The organism is Chlorobaculum sp. 24CR (assembly GCF_004118635.1).
Lineage (GTDB): Bacteria > Bacteroidota > Chlorobiia > Chlorobiales > Chlorobiaceae > Chlorobaculum.
Map to the genome: position 1 here is coordinate 12,953 of NZ_SDGU01000026.1, position 22,474 is coordinate 35,426.

A 22,474-nucleotide genomic window follows, 5' to 3' on the forward strand; every position below is an offset into this window, starting at 1 on the left:
ATATAATCGCAAGATCGTATGAAAAGTTTAAAAAATTAGGAGAATTAAAACGGCGTTGCATCCCGATAAATATCCTGCGTATCAAGAATACGAATTTCGCGAACTACTTCGATACCGTCAGGCGAAAAGGCGAACAGGGTGTCAGCGGAAAAGATCGTGCTGAAATCCTGTGGTTTGAAAAATGGCAGGAACTTCTGTGTGAATTCATCGAGGCGTTTCAAATAGAAACCGGTGTTTTCATCAGGTTGTTCCTTGTTCCAATCATCAGCAAGACGCCCTTTGTCAACGAACGTCGAAGGATTACCGGTTCCGGCGATGTAATAGGTCATGCGGTCGCCTTTTGAAACTTCCATTCCCTGCCTGAGTGCGATTTCGTAAGTTATTGATTTGGAACGCTTTCCGGAACGCACATCAGCCGCATACTGATCGAGCGGAGTTTTCATAGATTCGGTTCTGGAAAACTCGGTGATATTGAGTCGATGGTTCATGAGGTCGTCGCGATAGCGGACGTACAGATCGTGAAGAGCCTGAATGTCATCCCTGAGCAGGAGAATGAATCCTTCCCGAATGAAATCACGTCCGAACTTTTCCCCGCTTCGGCTCACGAAGGCTGACCCTTTCAGCTTCAGCTTGTCATGATAGTCGAGCAACACGTAGTTCTTTTTCATGTAGGAGATCATCTTTCTGAAACGGCCGTCGAAAGAGATTCTGATGCCAGAAGGCATGGTCGATGAAACCTCCTCGACCAGCTTGCGTTCATCTTCTTCGGAGATGACGTTGGTCGGAGGAACCAGAAAAATACCGTCGGTATCGACTTCGATAACTTGTGCTCCGCGAGACTCGAACTCTCTTATCATTGATTTGGCTATCTCTTGTCCTTTGGAGGTGACGCGGTCAGCTTCTTCAAAATCATTGAAAATACCACTGCTGAAGCCAAGATAACCATACATGGCGTTGATGATGATCTTGAACGATGATTGCATGGCGTCGAAGTTGTAGGCAACTGATCGATTACCGGCCTCACTCTCCTCTTGTGCTCGTTTCTTGGCTGAAAAGCGCAAGTCTTTGATATCCTTGAGAATAGTAGGAAATGCTTTCAGGGTGTCGGTTTTCGGACAGACTCCGTACGAAAGCATGATCGAAGGATAGAGCGATTCAACGTCGGCATAGACAATCGGACCGAGAATGCCTTTGATGAAAACTTCGGTAAATCCACCGGAGTGCTGCTGACCGATGGATGGACGGGGAATGGAGACTTTCTTTTTGAGATATTCACGAATCATAATTGCTTCGATCTTGGCGGCAGGTCCGAGTCTTGACGTGTTGGCATAGGTGTAGGGCACCATGCTGGTCATGCTGAAATTGGTGCCGGAAAGCAGGGTGGCTAATTCACGGGTTTCACGCACATCGTCGAGCGCGTAGGCGAGTAACGTTTCGGGATTGTTGTCCCAAGTCGAGGCGATATCCTTGTAGCTGACGTAGGTCCTGTTCGGAGAGGCAAAGCCGAAAAATTTTGCGACCGCCTTCAGTCCGTAACTTGGGAGAATACGTTTGGAGGTGTCGTAGTTCTGGACGAGAAAATACGTGTCGATAACGTGCCGTCCGGGAATGTCAAAAAACTGGAAATCCGCCGACCGTTCAGCGAAACGGATGGTTGATGGATAAGAGCGAGGCATCTGGCCATCGCGCCCGATGGCAAAGCGAACGCCGTTCAGTTCGCAACGACGTTGCAGATAGGGAAGGTCAAAGCCGAAAATATTGTGTCCTTCGATAACGTCAGGGTCTTTCTGTGCAATGATGGCAACCAGCTCTTCCAGCAACGCCTTTTCGCTTCTGCTTTTTGAGTGAATGACGTGCTCCCACGAACGGTTGTCGCTGAGAGAGACGATGATGACCGGATCCTCGCCAATTCCCTTTCGGTTGCCATCGTTTTTGCCTGGGCGGAAGTAGGTTTCGATGTCGAGCTGGAGGCGATACAGGTCGTCGAACAGCATTCCTTTGAAAAGGGTTTTGCCGGTTTGCATGAGGTACTGTGTGATGGCATCACCCCTGCTGTAGGTCAAATGACTGTTAAAGCTGGAACTGTTCTGCGAATCGCCACCCGAAGAGGAGTCAGCGTTGCCCGAATTAACAAAATCGAGCGCCGCGCGATAATTTTTCCAGCTTCTGAAGATGGCGAGATGCTGGTAATAGTTTGCGCCTTCGAGCGGAATCAGCCAGAATTTCTCCTTGTCGAAGGGAGTGAAGCCGTCAAGCAGTTCGCTGTCGGAAAGAAAAAAAAATGGGTAGAATGGTTCGTCTCGCCGGGTAACGCCGTCAGAAGATCGGATGAACAGGCGTATCTGTGAATCATTGAGCTGATACGCACCAACAATGTTTTCCTCGGGGTCTTTCCCGAAAAGCAAATTATTTCCGCGGGAAAAATCGACAATGTTGTTCATGGTGCCAGAAAGCAAGATTGAAAAAATGTTTCACGTGAAACAGTGTCACCGGCCAAGCCTTATTATGAGTATCGAGACGTCGGATGGCGAGACGCCGAGAATTCTCGACGCCTGCCCAATGGTTGCAGGACGGTGCTTCACGAGCTTTTCTCTCCCTTCGTTCGAAAGAGAATTCAGTGAATCATAATTGAAATTTTCTGGAATATGCAAGAAGTCGAGTCGAGCTATCCGATCGGCGACAAGCTGCTCGCGCTTGATGTAGCCCTCATACTTGATCTCGATCTGCACCTGCTCTATAACTCTTGGATCATGGCAAAGCTCTTCTGCGGAAGAGCGAAGAGAAAAAGAGTGATCCAGTATATCCTGAAGTGTAATTCCAGGCCGCTTTATCAAACTCAACGCGCTTGCGGGTGATTTGAGTTCCTGTAACCCTTTATCAGAAAGAAGGCTATTGATCTCGGTCGGTGTTACTTTGATTGTCTTCGTCAGTTCGAGACAGCGGCGAACACGGTCGATAATATTTTCAGCCAGCGTGAGATCGGTAGCGGATACGAGGGAGCAGTTGTATCCAATTTCGCGAAGACGAAGATCGGCGTTCTCGTGCCGCAGGATCAGGCGATGCTCCGCCGATGAGGTGAACATGCGATAAGGCTCTCTGGTCTCCTTCGTTATCAAATCATCGACAAGTACGCCGATGTATGCCTGGTCGCGTCCGAGGACGACGGCATCTTTTTCAAGAATCTTGCGAACGGCATTGATTCCTGCCATAAGGCCTTGCGCGGCAGCCTCTTCATAACCAGATGTGCCGTTGATCTGACCTGCAAAAAAAAGGTTTTCAACGGGCCGTGTCTCCATTGTCGATCTGATCTGCCAGGGATGGAAAAAATCGTACTCGATGGCATAGCCGGGCCGGATCATCTTTGCCTCTTCGAGGCCAGGAATAGAGCGTAGTCCTGCGAGCTGAACATCTTCAGGCAATGAGGTCGAAAAGCCGTTGACATACATTTCGATGGTATCAACCCCTTCAGGTTCAAGAAAAATATGGTGGCTCGTTTTGTCCGGAAACCGGAAAATTTTGTCTTCGACTGATGGGCAGTATCGCGGCCCAATCCCCCGCACCTTGCCGGTAAAGAGCGGCGAGCGATCAAAGCCGGTTCGAAGAATGCCGTGAGTCTTTTCCGTGGTCTTGGTCAGATAGCAGCAGACGAGGTTTCGGTCGGCAACGCTTGTTGATGAAAATGAAAATGCTACAGGGTTGTCGTCACCGGGTTGTTCGGTGACAATGTTGTAATCAACGCTTCTTGAATCGATTCGAGGCGGCGTACCGGTCTTGAGTCTGCCGAAAGAAAAACCGAGTTTCGCCAGAGATTCGGTCAACCCGTCAACGGGCGGTTCGGCGGTGCTGCGGCCACCGGGGAAGTGGTTCATGCCGATATGAATCAGGCCGTTCAGAAAGGTGCCGCACGCAAGAATAGCCGTTTTGGCCGTGATGGCCCGGCCGGATCGAACCGTGACAGAACTGAATTTTCCACCGGATGCGGACACGCCGATAACCGTATCCTGCAAAAGGTCGATGTTTGGTTCATGCTCCACAACCCTTCTCATGTAGAGGCTGTAGAGCGTCTTGTCAGCCTGTGCGCGTGGCGAGTGCATAGCCGCCCCTTTGCTGCGATTCAGCAGGCGGAACTGAATGCCTGTGGCATCGATAGCTTTAGCCATTTCGCCGCCAAGCGCATCGATCTCGCGGGCCATTTGCCCTTTCGCGACGCCGCCAATCGCCGGATTGCACGACATTCGCGCGATAGCCGAAAGATCGGAGGTGATGAGCAGGCAATGCAGGCCACTTCGCGCAACGGAAAGCGCCGCTTCGCAGCCGGCATGTCCAGCGCCGACAACTATGACATCATACATGAAGAAGAGGTTGTTTCACGTGAAACATTGAAAGAGAGTGATTGAAGAGCTATTGAAATACAACCGATCAGGATACTGTTTTGATGCGTTATCTTTATATTAAAAAATGAGATACGGGCATTTTTCCGGATAGCCCTGATCCGGTAATCCTAAAGATTTCATGGAATCGGATTAAAGAAAAACGGTTTGCCTTCTGCTATTTCAGCGATTATCGATTAGCCGTCCGACTTGTTATGGCTTTTCCGGTTGGCAAAAACCTCATAATAGTAAAAAAAGGTTAAAGAGGTCAACGCAACGGAATGAGATTAGCGTAAGCGCAAGATGATTGCCATCACAGAATCTGACGACGTAAGGCTTGGAAAAAACAGGTATCAAAAGTGATTCACCGCAATGGAGTCGAATATTATTACTCCGTCCATTAACTCGCTTAACAATTACCTCGTCCCGAAAGCTTTCGGGACGAGGTTTATGAGTAATGCTTAATAAGTCAGGGTGTTAGCTCAATTTCTTTCTGCGGTGACTTTTGCAACTTATTGTTGTTGGAGCCATAACTCCAATCCACTGCATGAGTGTGGTCGCAAGTGGTCAATGGTAAGGCTCTCGGCGGCGGGCGATTTTTCAGTTATGTGATTGATGATGTCCTCAAAGCGAAGGCGACTGAAAGCTCGTTCAGTCGCCTCGTGGGGATGCTTGCGCCGTGCAGCGGAATTCAGACGCTGCCGCTCGCTTCGAGTTCGCGCTTCAAGGCTTCACGCTCGATTTCGAGGCGGCGAAGTTCGCGGTTGATTCGGTCGAGCTCCTCCGGCTCGCTGTCGATTTCAAGCCTGAGCCGCGAGGAGGCCTCGTCAATCAGGTCGATCGCCTTGTCGGGCAAAAAGCGGTCGGCGATGTAGCGGTTCGACAGCTCCGCGGCAGCTACCAGCGCAGCGTCCTTGATGCGCACGCCGTGGTGGATTTCGTACTTCTCTTTCAGGCCGCGCAAAATCGAGACGGTGTCCTCGACGCTCGGTTGATCGACCACCACCGTCTGGAAGCGCCGTTCGAGCGCCGCATCCTTTTCGATGTGCTTGCGGTACTCGTCGAGCGTGGTCGCGCCGATGCAGCGCAGCTCGCCTCTGGCCAGCGCGGGCTTGAGAATGTTGGCCGCATCCATCGAGCCTTCGGCGGAGCCAGCTCCGACCAGCAGGTGCAGTTCGTCGATGAAGAGAATCACCTCGCCGTCGGAGGTTTGCACCTCTTTGACGAGAGCTTTCAGCCGCTCCTCGAACTCGCCCCGGAACTTTGTGCCTGCCACCAGTGACGCGAGGTCAAGGGCGGCGATTTGCTTCGACTTGAGGTTCTCCGGCACGTCGCCCCCCACGATGCGCTGGGCGATGCCTTCGACGATGGCCGTCTTGCCAACGCCGGGTTCACCGATGAGCACCGGGTTGTTCTTGGTGCGGCGGGAGAGAATCTGGAGCACCCGGCGGATTTCGTCGTCCCGGCCAATCACCGGATCGAGCTTGCCCTTGCGCACCAAGTCGTTCAGATTGCGGGAGTATTTCTTGAGGGAGTTATACTGATCTTCAGCGGTCTGGCTGGTCACGCGCTGTGAGCCGCGGAACGAGGTCAGCACCTTGAGGATGGCATTGCGGTCGATGCCCGCGTCCTTCAGGAGCTTCGAGACCTTGACGCCCGCCTCGCCGAGGGCGATGAACAGGTGCTCGGAGCTGATGTACTCGTCCTTGAGTTGCTCGGCCTCCTTGAGTGCCGTGTCGAACACCTTGCCAAGATCGCTTGAGATGTACTGGCCGGTCGCTGATGCGCCGGTCACTTTGGGAATACGGTCGATCTCCCGATCTACGACGTTAAGCAGCGTATCGATGGGTGCTTCGAGTTTCCGCGCGATCTGGCAGGCAATGTTGTCATGATCGCCAAGCATGACGCTCAACAGGTGCTCTGGTTCGATCTGCTGGTTCTGCTTGCTGCTGGCCATCATCGAGGCCGCCTGGAGGGCCTCCTGGGCCTTGACGGTGAATTTGTTCGGATCGAAATGCATAGTGGATCGTTTCTTGCTGTTTTCGTTACGTTCTTCATCGGGGCGGCCAGCTCAAGAGCTTTTGCCGCCTTGCCTTGTCATCATAACAACCACCAAAAAAGCAAAAACGTCACACCATGGAATCCGAAAAAAGTGACGGACGCCACGTTCAGACTCCAATGCGTCATCCAGTCACGAAAAGCATTTTTTCGATCAACCGCGATCGAAATTCTTCGGCAGGTTCTGCATAAAGGAGCGAGTGATGAGTTTGACGATCTCTCCACCTGTAACCAGAAGCTCCGCGCCTTTTTCGCGGATATGGATCTGGGTGGCCACCTGATCCTTGAAAAAATCGACGCTCGCCGGGTCGTAATTCTTGCCACTCACGTACTCGTCGATCAGCACTTCGGCCTGGCTGTAGGGCAGATTAAAAACTTTCACGCCAAGTTTGGCGCGTTCGATGGGATCGAGAATTCTCTGTCCCGTTGCTTGCTGCTCCATATCGCTGCGTATTGTTCTGGTGAAATGAAAAGATGAGCGTCGCCCGGAGCCGCTACAGCTCAGGCTTTCGGGAATTTAACAATCTTTCCGTCAAGATACCAGCGCCGCTCTTTCCATGCAGGAAAGTTCAGGTGCTTTGCCTCGGCGGACGACGGACATCGGTCATCATCGAGCCGGAGACGAAAAGCAAGAGGGCGGCAAGAATTGTCTCCCCGTGCACCGGCGTCCGCTGACCCGGCGCCATGATCCAGCGGGCGTCGGCGGCCTCGGCGGCAATATCGGCCGCGACGGCATCGTGTACCGGAGCATCGGGTCGGCTGTAGTAGAATTTTCCATCAGCCGTTTTGATAAGGCTGCCAAGCAGTTCAGGCCGGAACGAAGTCAGGACGACGTTTCCCTGCCGGTCACGCTTCGGGCCGCCCGGCATGGGGATCGGCACCGGCTGCACCCCGCCAACGCCGATCACATGGAGATGAACGCCCCGCGCTTTCATCATCGCGGCAAGATCGCCAAGATCGCTGCCGTGATCCTCTCCGTCGGTGGCCAGCACCAGCACCGTTTCGTTGCCCGACGGTTCGGCGCCTGAACCGGTCAGTTGCAGGGCCGCTTCGAGGGCGCGGCGGTAGTCGGTGCCCTGCGTTGTTATCAGATCGGGTGTCGCCATATCGAGCAGGAGTTCGAAATCGTCCTCGTCGTCGGTCAGCGGGCACTGCACGACGGGCGTTCCGGCAAACAGCAGCAACGCTTTTCGACCCTCGCCGACCGATCGGCTGATTTGAAGCAGCTCCGATTTGGCTCGCATCAGCCGGTTGGGCGCGGTATCCCTGGCAAGCATTGAGTTGGATATATCGAGCATGAAGACGACATCAATCCCTTTCTGGCGCACCGGCTTCTGGCCTCGGCACAGTTGCGGGCCAGCGATCGAGACGATCATGAGTGCGACGGAGAAAAGCAGCATGATCCGGCGCAGAACGAGTTTTCTGAAGCTCATGGCAGGCAGGATTCCGGAGACGCCTCCGGTGGCGTCGATGTTTTTCCAGACCGAGAGCTTGCGATGTACGCCGTAGAACACCAGCACGGCAAGCGGAACGAGCAGCCACAACAGGAGGAGGTAGCCGGGCCTTGAAAAGCACATGGTTATGGAATCCTGATGAAACGGGTTGCCGAAAGCGCCTGTTCGACAAGTAGAAGAAGGCTCGCCGAGATGAGCAGCCACGGATACAACTCCGTGGTACGACCTGGAATTCTGCCTTTCAGGCGTGTTTTTTCGAGGCGGTCGATGTCGCGAAAGCTCTGCATCAAGCCAAAAACATCTCCGGCGCTGAACATGCGCCCGCCGCTGATGCGGGCCACTGCGTCCAGCTCGTTGCGCCCTTTGCGGCTCAAATCCGCCCCCTTGACGTTCTCGAACGGGCGGGCCTCCTTGCTGGCGAAAACCGTGTAAATTCTGATCCCGTTTTTTGCGGCAAGACGGGCCGCCGTCTCCGGCGTGACCTCTCCGGCGTTGTTTTCGCCATCGGTAATCAGCACGAGCGCCTTTTCTCTTGACGATGAGGCTCCGAGGCGGTTGGTGGCCGTCAGGATCGCCGTGCCGATTGCCGTGCCCGGCTCCTCGAAAAAGCCGGGAGAAACCGTTTCGGCCAGCCTCGCGAGCACATCGTGATCGAGCGTCAGCGGGCAGCGCGTGAAGCTTCCGCCGCTGAACACCACCAGCCCGATCCGGTCGGCAGGCCGGTTGTCGATAAAGCGCATCGCCGCGTCGCGAGCGCCCTCGAAACGGCTCTTGCCGCCGAAATCGGGCGTGTTCATCGAATCCGAAACATCGAGGGCGATCACAATGTCAATGCCCGTCGTATCGCGCGAAGAGGCCGGAAACGGCGCTCTTGGGCCGGCGAGCGCCAGCACGACGAGCACCAGCACCAGCCAGTGCAGCCATTCGGGAAATTTCGAAAAGAGCGACAGCGCAGCAAAGCCGGAGTTGCGCAGCGCCGAAACCGAGGGAAAGAGTACGCCTGGCCGGTTCTTGCGCCAGAACAACCGGTAAACAGCCGAACCGGCAACGGCCAGCGGCAGCAGCAAGAGCCACCAGGGTTCATCGAACCGGATGCCGCTGACTATCGTGAACCAACCATTCATCTCCAGGCCGCCTTTTTCCGGAAGATGCAAAATCCCCCGAACATCCACAGCATTTCACCACGCCCTGTTCGACTCGCAAGGCAGAACTCTTGGCTATTCGAGGGCAATGGAGCTTTTTTTCGAAGAAGCCCTGAGTGTGCTTTGCTCTCTCTAAGGGATGCCACTGCGTATTTCATGGACAGATTCAAGAGGAACAACCGCTATTTCGTCGCCAATACAGCAAATAGATCAAGGCGGCCTCGATAGGCCGATCAATCTGAGCGAAGATATTGCTGTTTTGAAAAAAATCTGGTCGGCGTTCATCTCGCGCCGGTACCCGCGATCTCCTCCTCTCAGAGATTCTCCTGCAGCTTTTTGAGGCGTTTGGCCGGGTTGCTGAATTTTACCTTCGTGATGTCGAAGATTTCGGGATCGAACGAACCGGCGTCTTTGTGCTGATTACTGAGCCACGTCATGACCTCTTCATGTCCTTCAGCGTCCGGGTCTGAAAGCACTTCAAGCAGTTCAGCGTATCCGCCGCGGCCGCCCGAGTCTTCGGGTGGCGCGGCTCGCCTGCCGTCGATGCACCGGGGCAGCTTCACTCCTTTTTGCCAGAGCAAGATGCCTTCAAGCAGTACTTCGTGCACCCAGTTGTCTCCGAAATCATAGACATAGTACATCTTGTCGCCCGGCCTCCGGAAGTGATCGCCGATGTTGACTTGCCAGCACGCGACGAGGTTCGGGTCTATTATTTCGTCGTCATCGAGCGGAATACCGAACCGCATGCTGTGGCCGGAGGGGTGATGCTCATGCCGGAATTCGTGCAGGTGTTCGTCAAGCCAGCCCATGGCGTCCTGGATGGCGACATGAAGTTCCCAGAAGGTGTACTCTCCGGGCACCTGAATGACCCGCCAGACCTCTGGCTTATCCATTTGCAGGGTGATCCTGAACTGTAAGAATACTTTCGCTTTCGGCTTGATCCGGGTGATATTCGGGTGCTGCATGGCACGGGTAAAGGGTTGCGTGCAGTGTTCGATGAAGTGCGCCTCTAAAAAACTTCTTGCGCATCCCTGTCGCTACGTCGGGGGCGGTGCTCGAACCGCTCATGACACATTTCAGCAGTGCGCTTAAGTTCGGCCCGGCATTTTCCTGAAAAAGAAAGACCGGGCCGACGAGGAACTCTTATGGCGGCGGCAGTGTAATTACTGGAGTTTGGAAGGGCTTTACGCTTCCGCGCCCTTGCGGCTCCGCTCCTGCGATATCATGACGAGGGCGGCCACCACTCCGGGTACCCAGCCCCATAGGGTGAGAATGCCGGTAAGCATGATGGTGCCGGCTTCCTTGTTCATAACGGCGGCGGGCGGCAAAACGAATGCCAGAATAAGGCGGCGAATGTCCATGATGATCTCCAGGTTTGAGGTTGTGCTTGCTGACACGAAATTTACGATTTGCGTCAACAACAAACAATGCCTAAGCCGAAGGTCAGCATTTCCGCGTAACTCCCCGGTACCTCCAAAAACTTGTTTCTCGACGCCGATTGCCGCGTTGGCGCCGAACGCTTTCGAGCCTTCCGTTGACTCTTTTGAGCGGCAACTTCAGATAAGGGTGCGACAGCAAAACACCGTTTTGCTTTTTTCAGGCGAAATTGTTAATTAAGGGTCCTTGCCGAAAACGCCCCAAAGCTGTTTGCCGCTCAAGGTTTTGTAAACTTAACGCTCTACCAACTTGTACAACAAGATTCATCCTGACGTGGTCCTGGATGAGGCTGACGAGGCTCTCGACGAGCCTAACTATAATAATTTCAATACGTCGCCGGACCCACCGAGTCCTTATGCCGACCTTGAAAAAAAGTACCGCAAGAACAAATTCAACAAGACCCGCACCAGCACCCCACCCGGTCTTTACGGTACTCACGGGCTTGTTCCGGTCAATGGCGTCAAGCCTGCCGGCAAGAACTTTCAGAAAAAAAGAAACAAGAAAGCAGTAGCGCACAAACCGTTCAGGGCGTCGAACGGAAACAAGAGCGCCTGAGCTGACGGGCGAAACCGCGTGCCGTGACTCTGATGGATCGCGAGAAAGGAATTTGCCTTTTGCCTGATTCTTCAAAGCCGGAAGCCTGCGAGGGTTGCCTGTGGCCGGTGCTGTTCATCAAACTGCTTCCATGACGTTTGAAATTCAGGCTCATCGCGGAGCCAGGGCGTTTTATCCCGAAAATACCCTTCAGGCCTTCTGCAAGGCGGTCGATCTGGGGTGCTGCGTGATTGAACTCGATCTCAATGTTTCCAGAGACCTTCGCCTGGTTGTCGCTCACGATCCGAGGGTGCTTGCCGGAGGCTCGTCGATGCGTTCTCTCTACGCCATGAGCTACGACGAGGTCGCCTTGCTCGACTGCGGCGACCCGTCGCCCGATTTCCCGCTCCAACAGAGGGTTTCGGCGGTTCGTCCGGAGCTGCGCGAGGTTTTTCGGGCGGTAGAAGCGCGCCTTCGACGTGCGGGCCGTCCGGGAGGGATGATCTACAATCTCGAAGTGAAGTCGTGGCCGAAGCTGGACGGCGTGGCGCATCCGCCGCCCGAGGAGTATGCCTCGCTCGTGATCCGGCAGATCGCTGCTTCGGGGCTTGAACGCCGAGTGCGGATTCAGTCGTTCGACGCTCGTATTCTCGCCGAGGCAAAACGTCTTTCGCCCGATCTCTGCTATGGCCTGCTCGTTGAGGATCGAGCGGCGCTGGACGCTTTTCCGGAGTGCCCCGGTTTTGTGCCGGAGTATGTCAATCCCCGGCTCGATCTGGTCGATGAATCGCTGGTATCGCGGCTGCACAGCCTCGGCGCGAAGGTGCTGGCGTGGACGGTCAATCGTCCGGAGGATATGCTCAGGATGAAACGCTTTGGCGTGGATGGCCTCATCACCGATCATCCCGAAATCGCCCTGCATCTGCCTGGGCTGGCTGGCGTCTGAGGTTTCCGGGCCGGGGTTTTTACTTGATTCGGCTATCCTTTACCTCGTCCATTTTCTCTATCGCAGCCAACCTTGTCCACGGCATTACCTGCAAATTGCCGTCACCGTTTCGACAGACTCGCCATAATCTCGGCGGCGTTCCGGTTCATGGTTTCGAGCTTTTTTGGCGAGACTTCGCCCGGCGCGTAGAGGGCGTGGTCGATGGCCGAGAGCAGCGCGGTTATCTCCGAAATGGGTTGCGTCTTTACCCCTTTTTCCTTCAGCAGTTTGCCCAGCTCCTTCGAGGTCAGGCCAGACGGGTTTCTGATCCCGGTTTTTTTCAGAGCGCTGTACAGCTCGTTTCGGAGCGCTTGCGGTGATTTTTCTCCACCGGCGCTCTGCGCGGGCGGAGCGCCGGATGGTTTTGACGGTTCCGCCGGATTTTTTTGAGAGGCCCCGCTTTGCTTGTACCGCTTCAGGAACCGAAGGTGCAGGCCGAAAATGAGCGCCAGCACCGCGGCGGCCATGATCGCTATGAGCGGCCTGCTCATAGCGTCCGGCGATTCCGCATCGCCACGGGGCGGTATTTTAGTGGCGGGCTGCGGTTGTGTTGGCGGCGGCGTCGTCGCCGTCTGGGCGGGCGCGACCCGGATCGCGATGGCGTTCGAGGCGATGGTTTCGTAACGCCCGGTTTCCGGATCGAAAGCGGTCAGCTTTACCGGCACGAACCGGAACGCGCCAACCTTCGACGCAATCAGGGTCATTGTTATGCTGACTGACGAGGTGGAAGCTTTTTTCGAAGCGGTGCCGCCGGGTGGCGTGGCCGAGGCTTCTCGCTGGATGCCGTCCGGCAGCAGCACTGTCAGGGGCGGCGGCGTATCGAGGTTTCCTTTGCCGCTGATGGTGACGGAAAGGCTCAGTGGCTCGCCAGCATGAACCGTGCTGGCCTTCGGTGACACCGTGAGGATGAAGTGGCCGACGGCTCCGCTGAACTCTGCGGGCGCGGGCTTTGGCAGCGCCCTTGCCTGAAGCGTGGCGGTTGGCGCGGTCACGATGGTTTCGATGTCGTTGCGGCTGTCGAGCGACGCCTCGCCCTGTTGCGGCACGAGGCCGCGCAGGCGGTAGCCGGTGACCGGCAGCTTGCCGCTCTGCAACGGCACCAGCCGGAGTTGCTTGACGACCGCTTTGCGGAAAAGCTCGCCGTTTTTCGACACCGGGGTGCTGTCGATATAGTTTTCCGGCGGGAGTTCATGCGCCCAGATGCCCGGATGCTCCGGCTGGCTTTTGTCCTCTATCTGCGGCGCGGTGCCGCTGAAGAAGAGCGTGTAGGTCAGCCGCACCTCCTGGCCGACCCACGGCGCGGCGTTGTCGAGCGTTGACTCGATGAAAAGCATGCCGGCGGGAGGCGTTCCTGAGTTCGCTGCCCGTACGTTCGGCGCAGGAATCGCGAGCAAAAGCGGCAGCAGCCAGAAGAACAGGCGCGTGAACATGGTCGCTACTTCATCAACTCTTTCGAGCGGGCGGCGGCGGCCTTGACCGTCTCGATGAGCGCGCCGCGCAGGTCGCGCAGCTCCATCGCTTGCAGCCCGGCCTCGGTCGTGCCGCCGGGGGTGGTCACTTCGCGAACCAGCTCTTCCGGGCTTTTCCAGCCCGACAGCACCATTCTGGCCGCGCCGAGCATCGTCTGGGCGGCGAGCAGTTGCGCGGTATCACGGTCGAGGCCGCACGTCTCTCCCCCTTCTGCAAGGGCGTCGATAATCCGGAACATGTAGGCCGGGCCGCTGCCTGACACCGCCGTCGCGCCGTCCATCCCGCCCTCTTCGATGATGGCCGTTTTTCCGATGGCGTTGAAAATCCGTTCGGCGGCCAGAAGGTCGTCCGTCGTGGCGTGCAGTCCTTTGCACAAGGCGGTCATCCCCTCGCCCACGAATGCCGGAGTGTTGGGCATCACCCGCACCACTCGTGCGCCTTCAGGGCAGTTTGTTTCGATGAAGCCCGTCGAGATGCCCGCCGCCACGCTGATGATGAGATGCCGCCCGTGGAGCGCCGACGTCAGCTCCGCGAGCACCTCGGCCACCTGGTAGGGCTTGACGGCGATGACGATGACCTCTACATCGCGCGCGAGACTTTCGATCGACGTCTCCGCCACGACGCCGTATTGCAGGGACGCCGAGCGCAGGGCATCGGGCATCTTGTCGTAGCCGCAGATGACGATGTTCGGGTCGTGCGAAAGCCCGGAGATGAGCGCCTGGGCGATGCGGCCGGTACCGATGAAACCTATGGAGAGCCGTGTCATGATGATGGAAATATGATGTTCAGGATTCGGAATTACCCTGATCCCGGATTTTGAAAAAAAGGATGATGAAGAGCAGCACGAGGGTAACGCAGTTAGCCAGAATCATCGGCAGGCTGTGCATCATGATGCCGTAGCAAAGCCACAGGAACACGCCGGCGGTCATGGTGATGGCCCAGGTCATGCTGACATCGCGAGCCTGCCGCGTACGGATCATCCGGAGCGCCTGGGGGAAAAAGGCGAAGGTGGTCAGTATGCCCGCAGCATAGCCGAGCAGTTCGGTATCCATGGTCGGTTCCGGTCGTTATGATGATTTCGCTCGTGACGAGCTACAGGCAAAGATAACAAAATATCGGATCACCGGCGGGAGGCGAGAGTGAATCGGGGTATTGGCGGGCAACAAAAAACGGGAGGCGAACTCCCGTTTTTTGTTGGTATTGCAAAGAGAATTTATTTGCTCAGGCCAACCATGTAAGCAACAGCGTTGCCGACCTGTGCATTGGTCAGTTTCGGGTTGCCGCCCTTGGCAGGCATCATGCCCTTGGCGCCTTTGTAGCCCTTGATCGAATTGGCGACCATGGCATCCATGCCTTTTTTGATGTGAGGAGCCCACGCGGCTTTGTCGCCGGTTTTTGGCGCGCCCATCATGCCAGCTTTATGGCACATGGCGCAGCTTGCATCATAGGTGGCTTTGCCGGCAGCAGCATCGTAAGCGAAAGCATTGCCGGAGAGCAGGAGAGCTGCACCAACGAGGGCGGCGGAAACGAAACGGGACATAGTTCTTTCTCCGTTGTGAGTTGTTATTGCTTTTTTGATGACTTAATGACGATGTAACGATATGGAGTTTATCATTTTGAGCGCTGACCTCCAAATCATTTCAGAACCGTGAACGGACAATGCAGACCGTTGAGCGGAGTCCACGTTGTTCTTGAAGTTCGTCGCGTTCATAATGAAAACCTGCGGGAGGTCTGGAATTACGGGCCTCCCGCAAAAAAACGGGGCGCTCTTATTTCACGTCCTTGATCATATAATCCACAGCACCCTTAAGCTGTTCGTCGGTCAGCTCCGGGTGTCCACCTTTTGCAGGCATACCGTTCAGACCTTCGATGGTGTTCTTCATCACGGTATCCATGCCCTTGGCCAGGCGCGGTTCCCATGCTGCCTTGTCGCCAGGTTTCGGCGCGTTCATCATACCGCTGTCGTGGCACATGGCGCAGCTTGCGTCATACGCCTCTTTGCCTGCCGCAAGCGCGGGATCGAGCGGGGTCGCAGCGGGAGCCGGAGCAGCGGCGGGCGCGGCGGCTTCGGTCTTTGGCTGATCAGCCTTGCTGGCCTCGTCGATCTCTTTGGCTAATTCGGCTGGCGGTTTTTCCAGACCGCAACCGCCAAGGACAATGAGTCCGGTGGCGAGTAATGGCAGAAAACGTTTCATGTCTCTCTCCTTGAATTTATCGGTGTTGGCGTTGAGGCTATTCTGTAAAAAATAAAATGAATTTCATTTTAATCATAATTCATCTCCTCTCAAAGCACTTTCAGTTGTAGCCAAGCGTTTCGAGCTGCTTGCGGAGGTCGTTTCTCGACAGACGGTACAGATGGGTGTAAAAAAGGTTGAAGAAGAGCACGGCGGCGTTGATGCCCGGAGCCTCCAGGCCGCGCCGGAAGGCGTTGCCGACGTTGAAGACCTTGCGGGTCAGCTCGGAATAGCTTTCGATGAACTCCGGCAGCGGGATGTTTTTCGGACGGTAGAGCATCTCCTGGCCGAAGGTGTAGCGAAACGCCGTGATGTCGTCGGGATCGAAAAGCAGCCGCCCCTCTTCCCGAAGCCGGTCGAAGACCTTCGTGCCGGGAATGGGGCGCAGGGTGTTGATGCCGGGCACGTCGAGCCGCGTTTCACGGATGAAGTCGAGGATGGCTCTCGGTGTCTGGAGCGTGTCGCCGTCGAGGCCGTAGATGAAGCTGCCGTAAAGACTTATGCCGCTCTGCCGGATTGCCCGGATGTTGCCTGCCAGCTCGTCGGTGCGGTTCTGCGTTTTGTGATGGGCGCTGCGGCTCGACGGCTCGATGCTCTCGATGCCCACCAGGAGAGCGCGGCAGCCGGAGCGGGCGAAGGTGTCGAGCAGCTCCGGCTGCTGGCCGAGGGCGGTGGTCGCCTGACCGAACCAGGTGATGCCGAGCGGAATCAGCTTGCCGAACAGCTCCTGCGCGAAGAAGGGGTCGCCGTTGATGGAGTCATCGACGAAAAAGAAGATGCGCTTGTCGTCCTCGCTGAATCGCCGGACTTCATCGACGATGTGGTCGATTTTGCGCTGCCGGAGCACTCGCCCGTTCAGCACGTGTACGTTGCAGAAGTCGCACTGCCAGGGGCAGCCTCGCCCGGTCTGGACGAGGTTGGTGGTGAAGTAGCGGCTTTTTTTCAGGAATGCGCGGCTGACCGGGCGGTGAAGCTGCAAATCCGGCGCGGCCTCAGCGCTGTACTCCGGCTTGAGCGACCCGGCGACGAGATCTTCGAGCACGTCGCGCCAGAGGTCGTCGGCTTCGCCGTGCACGAGGCAGTCGGCGTGTGGGCGGCACGAGTCGGCAAACATGGTGACGTGCGGGCCGCCGAGCGCCACCGTGATGCCCCGGCTCCGCAGCCTTCCGGCCAGCTCGAAGGCTTTCGAGGCCATGCCGGTCTGCACACTGATGCCGACAAGATCCCACTTTCGGTCGAACGGGAACTCATCGAACCGGAGGTCGCAGAGCGTTTGCTCCACCCCCTCGACCTCGATCGAGGCGAGAATCATCAAGGCGAGCGGCGGAATGGCGAACTGCGTGCGCTTGATGAGGTTCCTGACGCCAGCGTCGAGCCATCGCTTCAGGCCGGATGGCTCGGTGTCGCCGTAAAGCGATCGAGCGCCATCCACGCCGCTGTCGGAGGGCAGAAAGACCAGGGCAACCTGTTTGTTCAGCGCCATTTGGTTCACCAGTCGGGTTGGTTCCGCTCCGAGGGCTTCGTTGGCAGCGGCTTGAAATATTTGCGCATCTGCCGGGCCTCCTCCTGCCGGGCGTTTTCGAGAATCAACCGAGAGACCGCGCCACCGCCATCCTGCCCGTTGCCATCCGGAGCGCCGCCGCCTTGCGGAGCGGGTGCGGGTGGCGGCGGCTGGTGGCGCTGCATCGCCCGCAGCACGATTTCGTAGTTGATTCGCGCATCGGCGTTCTGTGGATTTTCAAGCAGGGCGCGTCGGTAAGAGGCCAGCGCCCGGCCAAGCAGCTCCTGCTGGTCAGCGCCCTTGCGGTTCCGGAACGCCTCCATCGCCAGCGCGTTGCCCTGGTTGTAGCCCGCCGTCCGGCTGAGCGCGGCGTTGCCGGGCGGGAGCGCGGCGAATTGCTCCGCCGAGCGGCGGTAGTGCTTCATGCGGTATTCGGCGCAGGCGAGATTGAAGGAGGCCTCGCATCGCAAGAGGCCGTCCGGGTACCGGTCGAGCAACTGCCGGTAGTGCTGAACGGCTGATTTGAGCTGACCGGCCTGGGCCAGCCGGTTCGCGTCCCGGAACCGGCTGTACTGCTCAAAATTGGACTTGATCGCATTGAATGAAGAGAGCGCGATCAGTAACAGCAAAGCTCGTTGCATGGCGGATTTTTCTGCAATATAGTCAACCGTGCCCGGCCATTCGGCAAAACATCCGGAAGCTACGCTCCGAGAAAGGCCTGCTGGACGGCGCTGACGCCAGCTCCGACCTCGAAAGGCATCTCCATCATCCTGAGCGTGTGCTCCAGGCCGCCGATCATGGTGAGCATGTCGAGTTCGTCGTAGTAGCCGAGATGCGAAATGCGGAAAATTCTGCCCTTGTACTCATCCTGTCCGGCGGCGACCGTAATGCCGTTTTTGACCTTCAGGGTGGTGTTGAACTGCTTCCAGTCCACCCCTTCGGGCAGCCAGACCGCCGTAACGGCGTACGAGGGCGAGTCGCTGAACAGCTCCATGCCGAGCGCCTGGCATCCGACGCGGCAGGCTCCGGCAAGCGCTTTGTGGCGCTGCCACACAGTTTCGATTCCTTCATCGCGCAACATCCGCAACGCTTCGTCAAGGCCGATGATGAGCGACACGGCAGGCGTGAACGGCGTGTCGTTGCCCGCATGGGATTTCAGCGCTTTTCTCAGGCTCAGGTAGTAGTTCGGCTGATGCTTGTGGTTGTGGATGATGTCCTGCGCCCGCTCCGAGATCGCCACCAGCGCCAGGCCGGGCGGCATCATGAGGCCCTTCTGCGATCCGGTGATGCAGATGTCCGCGCCCCAGTCGTCGAAATGGAACTCGTGCGCTCCGATGGCCGTGATGCCATCGACGAGGATAAGCGCGTCGGACTTTTCGTGAATGGCCGCGCAGAGCGCCTGGACGTCGGATGCCGTGCCGGTCGAGGTCTCCGAATGGGTGATGCAGACTCCCGCCGCGTCCGGATGCTCGTCGAGCAGCTCGCCGATGCGTTCGGGCGAAATGGCCGTGCCCCACTCGATCTTCTCCTCGACGCAGTTGCCCGTGTAGAGCCGGGCCAGCTCGCCCCAGCGTTCGCCGAACTTGCCGCCGTTGACGGTGATGACTTTGTCTCCCTGCCGGAAAAGGCTCGAAATGGCCGCATCCATGCCGCCGGTGCCCGAACAGGTCATGACCACCACCGGCTGGGTCGTTCTGAACAGGTACTTCAGATCTTCGTGCACCCGCTCCAGAATCTCCATGAATTCAGGATTCCGGTGGTGGATGATCGGCGCAGCCATGCGAAGCATGACATTTTCCGGAACCGGAGTCGGCCCAGGGGTGAAGAGTCGTTTTTTCATGAAGCAAGCGTTGCCTGAACGGCGTCTTTTTGTTTGATGGTGAAAACCGGCCTCGACCAAGCCGCCGCCAACAGCGATTCAACGGTCGGGGATCAAGTTGAGACAGGGGGACAATATAAGCATTTCAGGGAAGCTGTAAAGCGGTTGACGGGTTGCTCAATGACGAGCATGATGCAGGAAGCCGTGATGGTCACAATAAAAAAACCGGAAGCAGCGATTGCTTCCGGTTTTGATTTGCGCTGATGTTTCAGGCGTGTATCAGAACTGATACCTGAGACCAAGCGTCACGTTGTGAGACTCGAATTTCACATTGTTATCGAAATCATTCGGTTTCAGATAGCGATATCCGAGGTCGAGCGTTGTGCATTCGGCGACTTCAAAGCCGAGTCCTGCGCCGACCTGCCAGGCAAAGACCGTTTCGCTGTCATCATCGGAAGAATCGGCATTAGCAATACCGGCACCGGCCATGACGTACGGCTTGACGCCTGAGCCTGCATCGAAGTCGTAGTACGCATTCGCCATAACAGTCAGGAGCGATACATCTTCATCGTAATTACTCAGGTCATGCGACTGATAGCCAACAGCAGCTTCGAGCCTTGCCGAACCAAAATTGTAGCCGAGTGCGCCATTCAGCACAAGACCGCTATCAAGGTCGTCGTTGAAAATATTCTGTCCAGAGTCTAATGAGGCGAAGCCGATACCGGCAGCGCCGCTGATGTACATGCCTTCGTCACAGGCTTTCACAACCGGAGCCGGAGCGGGAGCTGGCGCTTCCATAGGTGCCGGAGGAGGGGTGTAGGGGGCTGGTTCCGGAGGCATCTCTGTGCCGTTAGCCCAAGCGTTACCGCTGAATCCCGCGAGGAGCGCAGCAGCAACCATTACCATTTTCGATGTCTGTTTCATGGTTGTTCCATTTAAGGTTACATGTTAAAAAAGAACTGCGTGCAAAACTGACTACTCCAATAATCGGTCATGTCGTTATAGTTCATGGCCTATCATATGAAAGAATATAAGTATTTAGAACACTCTTAATAACAGAAAGACAACATTGGGATAAAAAAAATAGTTCCATGCCCGATCATGGAGCGCATCGGTTATGGCGCGAGGCGGAGGCGGACGCCTGAAAAGAGAGCGCAGGATAAGGGCAGAGAGGCTGTCCCGGTTTTGCTTCCGGTACAGCCTCTGCCGATTGGCGTCGAATGTTTCAGGCGGGCATCAGAACTGGTACCTGAGGCCAAGCATGATGTTGTGGCACTCCAGTTTGCCGTCACCCAGGCTATGAGAATCGAAATTGCCGGGCTTCAGGTAGCGGTATCCAAGATCGAGCGTCGTGTTTTTGGCGACCTTGACGCCAACACCCGCGCCAACCTGCCAGGCAAAAACATCTTCGGTTTCATCCGTCCATGACATATTGACATGGGCCATGCCAGCGCCACCCATGATGTACGGCCTGATGTTCGACTCTTTGCCGAAGTCGTAATAGACGTTCGCCATGACGGTCAGAAGCGAAAGGTCTTTATCTCCTTCGTTGAAGTCGTGCTTCTGATAGCCCACCGCGCCTTCAAGCCGGGTCGAGCCGAAATTGTAACCGATAGCGCCATTGAGCGCGAGACCCGATTTCAGGTCGAATTTGGAGCCGTTCGCCGTGTCGAGGGCCTCTACGGTTTGAGTCGTGCAGGTCTGCTGTGGCACGTAGCGACTGGTGCGCATGTCGCGTTTGTCACGTTTGTCGTAGCTGTCGCGCTTGTCTCGTTTATCGCGCTTGTCGTAGCCGTCACGCTTGTCGCATCCCTGGTCTCCGCTGGTGCACGTTTCAACCGCGCGCTCGACCATGCTGTAATCGGTATTGAAGGTGCCGGGAATTCCGATGCCGACCGCGCCGCTGATGTAAAAGCCTCCGGTCGCCGGTGGTGGCGGAGCCGGCATTTCAACCGGAGCGGGTGGCGGCGTGTAAGGCGAAGGTTCCGGAGGAGGTATTTCCGTGCCGTTTGCCCAGGCGCTACCGCTGACTCCGGCCAAGAGCGCAACGGCGAGCATCACCGTTTTTGAAGTCTGTTTCATGGTTGTGTCGTTGTTGAGTGTTTAAAAAGAACCTGTTGCGCCACTTTTTCACCAACCAGCCATGCTGTCGTAATCAGTGACGGGTTTCGTTAAAGAAGTAATTTATCAAAAGGTCTTTCTAAAGTAAAGCTAATTGCGAATAAAAAAGCCGGTGATGGTCGATCACGGTTTCTGTCGGGAATAGTACGAGCGGAAGGGGGGGGGAATGCGTACGAGCGCGAACGGAATAAAGAGGAGCGGCGCGGATGCTCATATCGGAACGTCCGCGCCGGGAAGGGTCAGTTCTTCGACCTCTCCATCAGTTCGGTGAACTCTTTGAAGAGGTAGTGCGAGTCGTGCGGGCCGGGGGCGGCTTCGGGGTGGTACTGCACCGAGAAGCAAGGCAGCTCGCGGTGGCGGACTCCCTCGACGGTCAGGTCGTAGAGGTTTTTGTGGGTCAGTTCGAGCGCTTCGGGCAGCGTTTCCATCTCGACGGCGAAGCCGTGGTTCTGCGAGGTGATTTCGATGCGGCTGTCGAGCAGGTTCTTGACCGGGTGGTTCGCGCCATGGTGGCCGAACTTGAGCTTGTAGGTTTTTGCGCCGAACGCCAGCGAGAGCAACTGGTGGCCGAGGCAGATGCCGAAGATCGGCAGCTTGCTGTTCCGGGCGGCCAGCTCGCGGATGGTGTCGATGGCATACGTCACCGCGAAGGGATCGCCGGGGCCGTTGGAGAGGAAGACGCCGTCGGGATTCAGGGCGAGCACCTCGTCGGCGGTGGTTTTCGCCGTGACCACCGTGACCTTGCACCCCTCCGCCTTGAGCTGGCGCAGGATGTTGGTTTTGATGCCGTAGTCGAAGGCGACAACGTGATAGTTCGCTTCCGGATTGTCAACCGTGTAGCTCTCGCCGGTCGTGACGCGCTGCACCAGGTCGAGGCCGGTCATCTCCGGGATCGCCGCCGCCTGCGCCTTGAGCGCCTCGACGTCGTCGCCTGCGGTCGAAATCACCGCCCGCATTGCGCCCTTCTGGCGAATCTCTCTCACCAGTTTGCGGGTGTCGATGCCTGCCAAGCCCATCACCCCAGCCTCCTTGAGGGTTTCGTCGAGGCTGCGAGTTGATTCGTAATTACTGTAAATATTCGATGACTCGCGCACGATCAGCGCCGAGGCCCAGATTTTTTTCGACTCGTCGTCGTTCGGCGTGATGCCGTAATTGCCGATCAGCGGATAGGTCATGACCACCATCTGCCCTGCGTAGGAGGGATCGGTGAGAATCTCCTGATAGCCGGTCAGCGAGGTGTTGAAAACCACTTCGCCGGTCGCTTCGCCAGCGTGGCCGAAGGCCGTGCCGCGATAGACCGAGCCGTTTTCAAGAACCAGAATTGCGGGTATTTCCTGCATCGATCTCTC

General features: G+C 56.7%; 22 protein-coding genes. 3 read left to right on the plus strand and 19 right to left on the minus strand.

Going from position 1 to position 22,474, the window contains the following annotated elements:
* Positions 1 to 44 precede the first annotated feature (44 nt).
* The 8 genes from EST62_RS05985 to EST62_RS06020 form a co-directional block, all read right to left on the minus strand.
* Positions 45 to 2,441, minus strand: a complete 2,397-nt coding sequence (locus EST62_RS05985; RefSeq protein WP_167599208.1) for a DNA polymerase domain-containing protein — start codon at positions 2,439 to 2,441, stop codon at positions 45 to 47.
* Positions 2,442 to 2,486: 45 nt separating this feature from the next.
* The gene (mnmG, locus tag EST62_RS05990; RefSeq protein ID WP_129051200.1) at positions 2,487 to 4,352 is read right to left on the minus strand and encodes a tRNA uridine-5-carboxymethylaminomethyl(34) synthesis enzyme MnmG; all 1,866 of its coding nucleotides are present in this window, start codon (positions 4,350 to 4,352) and stop codon (positions 2,487 to 2,489) included.
* A gap of 709 nt (positions 4,353 to 5,061) precedes the next feature.
* The gene (locus tag EST62_RS05995) at positions 5,062 to 6,390 is read right to left on the minus strand and encodes a Clp protease N-terminal domain-containing protein (protein ID WP_129051201.1); all 1,329 of its coding nucleotides are present in this window, start codon (positions 6,388 to 6,390) and stop codon (positions 5,062 to 5,064) included.
* A 192-nt stretch (positions 6,391 to 6,582) separates the two neighbouring features.
* A complete protein-coding gene (locus EST62_RS06000; protein ID WP_129051202.1) occupies positions 6,583 to 6,870 on the minus strand; it encodes a hypothetical protein in 288 nt (95 codons plus the stop codon).
* A gap of 127 nt (positions 6,871 to 6,997) precedes the next feature.
* A complete protein-coding gene (locus EST62_RS06005; RefSeq protein WP_129051203.1) occupies positions 6,998 to 8,005 on the minus strand; it encodes a VWA domain-containing protein in 1,008 nt (335 codons plus the stop codon).
* A gap of 2 nt (positions 8,006 to 8,007) precedes the next feature.
* Complete coding sequence (locus tag EST62_RS06010) at positions 8,008 to 9,006, minus strand: VWA domain-containing protein (protein WP_129051204.1); 999 nt, start codon at positions 9,004 to 9,006, stop codon at positions 8,008 to 8,010.
* Between the two features lie 332 nt (positions 9,007 to 9,338).
* Positions 9,339 to 9,989, minus strand: a complete 651-nt coding sequence (locus EST62_RS06015) for a plasmid pRiA4b ORF-3 family protein (protein ID WP_129051205.1) — start codon at positions 9,987 to 9,989, stop codon at positions 9,339 to 9,341.
* 219 nt (positions 9,990 to 10,208) lie between these two features.
* Positions 10,209 to 10,385: a YqaE/Pmp3 family membrane protein gene (locus tag EST62_RS06020; protein ID WP_129051313.1), complete on the minus strand. Its 177-nt coding sequence runs from the start codon at positions 10,383 to 10,385 to the stop codon at positions 10,209 to 10,211.
* Between the two features lie 325 nt (positions 10,386 to 10,710).
* Here EST62_RS06020 and EST62_RS06025 point away from each other — a divergent pair, with 325 nt between their 5' ends.
* Together EST62_RS06025 and EST62_RS06030 are read left to right on the plus strand one after the other, a co-directional pair.
* Complete coding sequence (locus tag EST62_RS06025) at positions 10,711 to 11,016, plus strand: hypothetical protein (protein ID WP_129051206.1); 306 nt, start codon at positions 10,711 to 10,713, stop codon at positions 11,014 to 11,016.
* Positions 11,017 to 11,146: 130 nt separating this feature from the next.
* Entirely contained in the window at positions 11,147 to 11,941 is a 795-nt protein-coding gene (locus EST62_RS06030) for a glycerophosphodiester phosphodiesterase family protein (protein ID WP_129051207.1), read from the plus strand.
* Positions 11,942 to 12,042: 101 nt separating this feature from the next.
* Here EST62_RS06030 and EST62_RS06035 read toward each other — a convergent pair whose 3' ends face one another.
* From EST62_RS06035 to EST62_RS06070, 8 genes are all read right to left on the minus strand, one after another.
* Positions 12,043 to 13,410, minus strand: a complete 1,368-nt coding sequence (locus EST62_RS06035; protein WP_129051208.1) for a BatD family protein — start codon at positions 13,408 to 13,410, stop codon at positions 12,043 to 12,045.
* Between the two features lie 5 nt (positions 13,411 to 13,415).
* On the minus strand, positions 13,416 to 14,216 hold the full coding sequence (proC, locus tag EST62_RS06040; RefSeq protein ID WP_129051209.1) for a pyrroline-5-carboxylate reductase: 801 nt from the start codon (positions 14,214 to 14,216) through the stop codon (positions 13,416 to 13,418).
* 19 nt (positions 14,217 to 14,235) lie between these two features.
* Positions 14,236 to 14,502 (minus strand): SemiSWEET transporter, encoded by a 267-nt coding sequence (locus EST62_RS06045; RefSeq protein ID WP_129051210.1) that lies wholly within the window; start codon positions 14,500 to 14,502, stop codon positions 14,236 to 14,238.
* A gap of 161 nt (positions 14,503 to 14,663) precedes the next feature.
* Positions 14,664 to 14,990 (minus strand): cytochrome c5 family protein, encoded by a 327-nt coding sequence (locus tag EST62_RS06050; RefSeq protein WP_129051211.1) that lies wholly within the window; start codon positions 14,988 to 14,990, stop codon positions 14,664 to 14,666.
* 229 nt (positions 14,991 to 15,219) lie between these two features.
* Entirely contained in the window at positions 15,220 to 15,645 is a 426-nt protein-coding gene (locus EST62_RS06055) for a cytochrome c5 family protein (protein ID WP_129051212.1), read from the minus strand.
* A gap of 100 nt (positions 15,646 to 15,745) precedes the next feature.
* On the minus strand, positions 15,746 to 17,167 hold the full coding sequence (locus EST62_RS06060) for a radical SAM protein (RefSeq protein ID WP_129051213.1): 1,422 nt from the start codon (positions 17,165 to 17,167) through the stop codon (positions 15,746 to 15,748).
* Between the two features lie 5 nt (positions 17,168 to 17,172).
* On the minus strand, positions 17,173 to 17,826 hold the full coding sequence (locus tag EST62_RS06065; RefSeq protein ID WP_129051214.1) for a hypothetical protein: 654 nt from the start codon (positions 17,824 to 17,826) through the stop codon (positions 17,173 to 17,175).
* Positions 17,827 to 17,885: 59 nt separating this feature from the next.
* A complete protein-coding gene (locus tag EST62_RS06070; protein WP_129051215.1) occupies positions 17,886 to 19,025 on the minus strand; it encodes an alanine--glyoxylate aminotransferase family protein in 1,140 nt (379 codons plus the stop codon).
* A 33-nt stretch (positions 19,026 to 19,058) separates the two neighbouring features.
* On the opposite strand from EST62_RS06070, the gene EST62_RS06075 reads away from it, so the two are divergent.
* Positions 19,059 to 19,268 carry a hypothetical protein gene (locus EST62_RS06075; protein WP_129051216.1) on the plus strand — a complete coding sequence of 70 codons (210 nt, stop codon included), beginning with the start codon at positions 19,059 to 19,061 and terminating at the stop codon, positions 19,266 to 19,268.
* A gap of 15 nt (positions 19,269 to 19,283) precedes the next feature.
* Here EST62_RS06075 and EST62_RS06080 read toward each other — a convergent pair whose 3' ends face one another.
* The 3 genes from EST62_RS06080 to carA all read right to left on the minus strand — a co-directional run bounded on the left by EST62_RS06080 (position 19,284) and on the right by carA (position 22,465).
* The gene (locus EST62_RS06080) at positions 19,284 to 19,928 is read right to left on the minus strand and encodes an outer membrane protein (RefSeq protein WP_129051217.1); all 645 of its coding nucleotides are present in this window, start codon (positions 19,926 to 19,928) and stop codon (positions 19,284 to 19,286) included.
* A 312-nt stretch (positions 19,929 to 20,240) separates the two neighbouring features.
* Entirely contained in the window at positions 20,241 to 21,086 is an 846-nt protein-coding gene (locus tag EST62_RS06085; protein WP_245153495.1) for an outer membrane protein, read from the minus strand.
* 278 nt (positions 21,087 to 21,364) lie between these two features.
* Positions 21,365 to 22,465: a glutamine-hydrolyzing carbamoyl-phosphate synthase small subunit gene (gene carA, locus EST62_RS06090; RefSeq protein WP_129051218.1), complete on the minus strand. Its 1,101-nt coding sequence runs from the start codon at positions 22,463 to 22,465 to the stop codon at positions 21,365 to 21,367.
* Positions 22,466 to 22,474 lie beyond the last annotated feature (9 nt).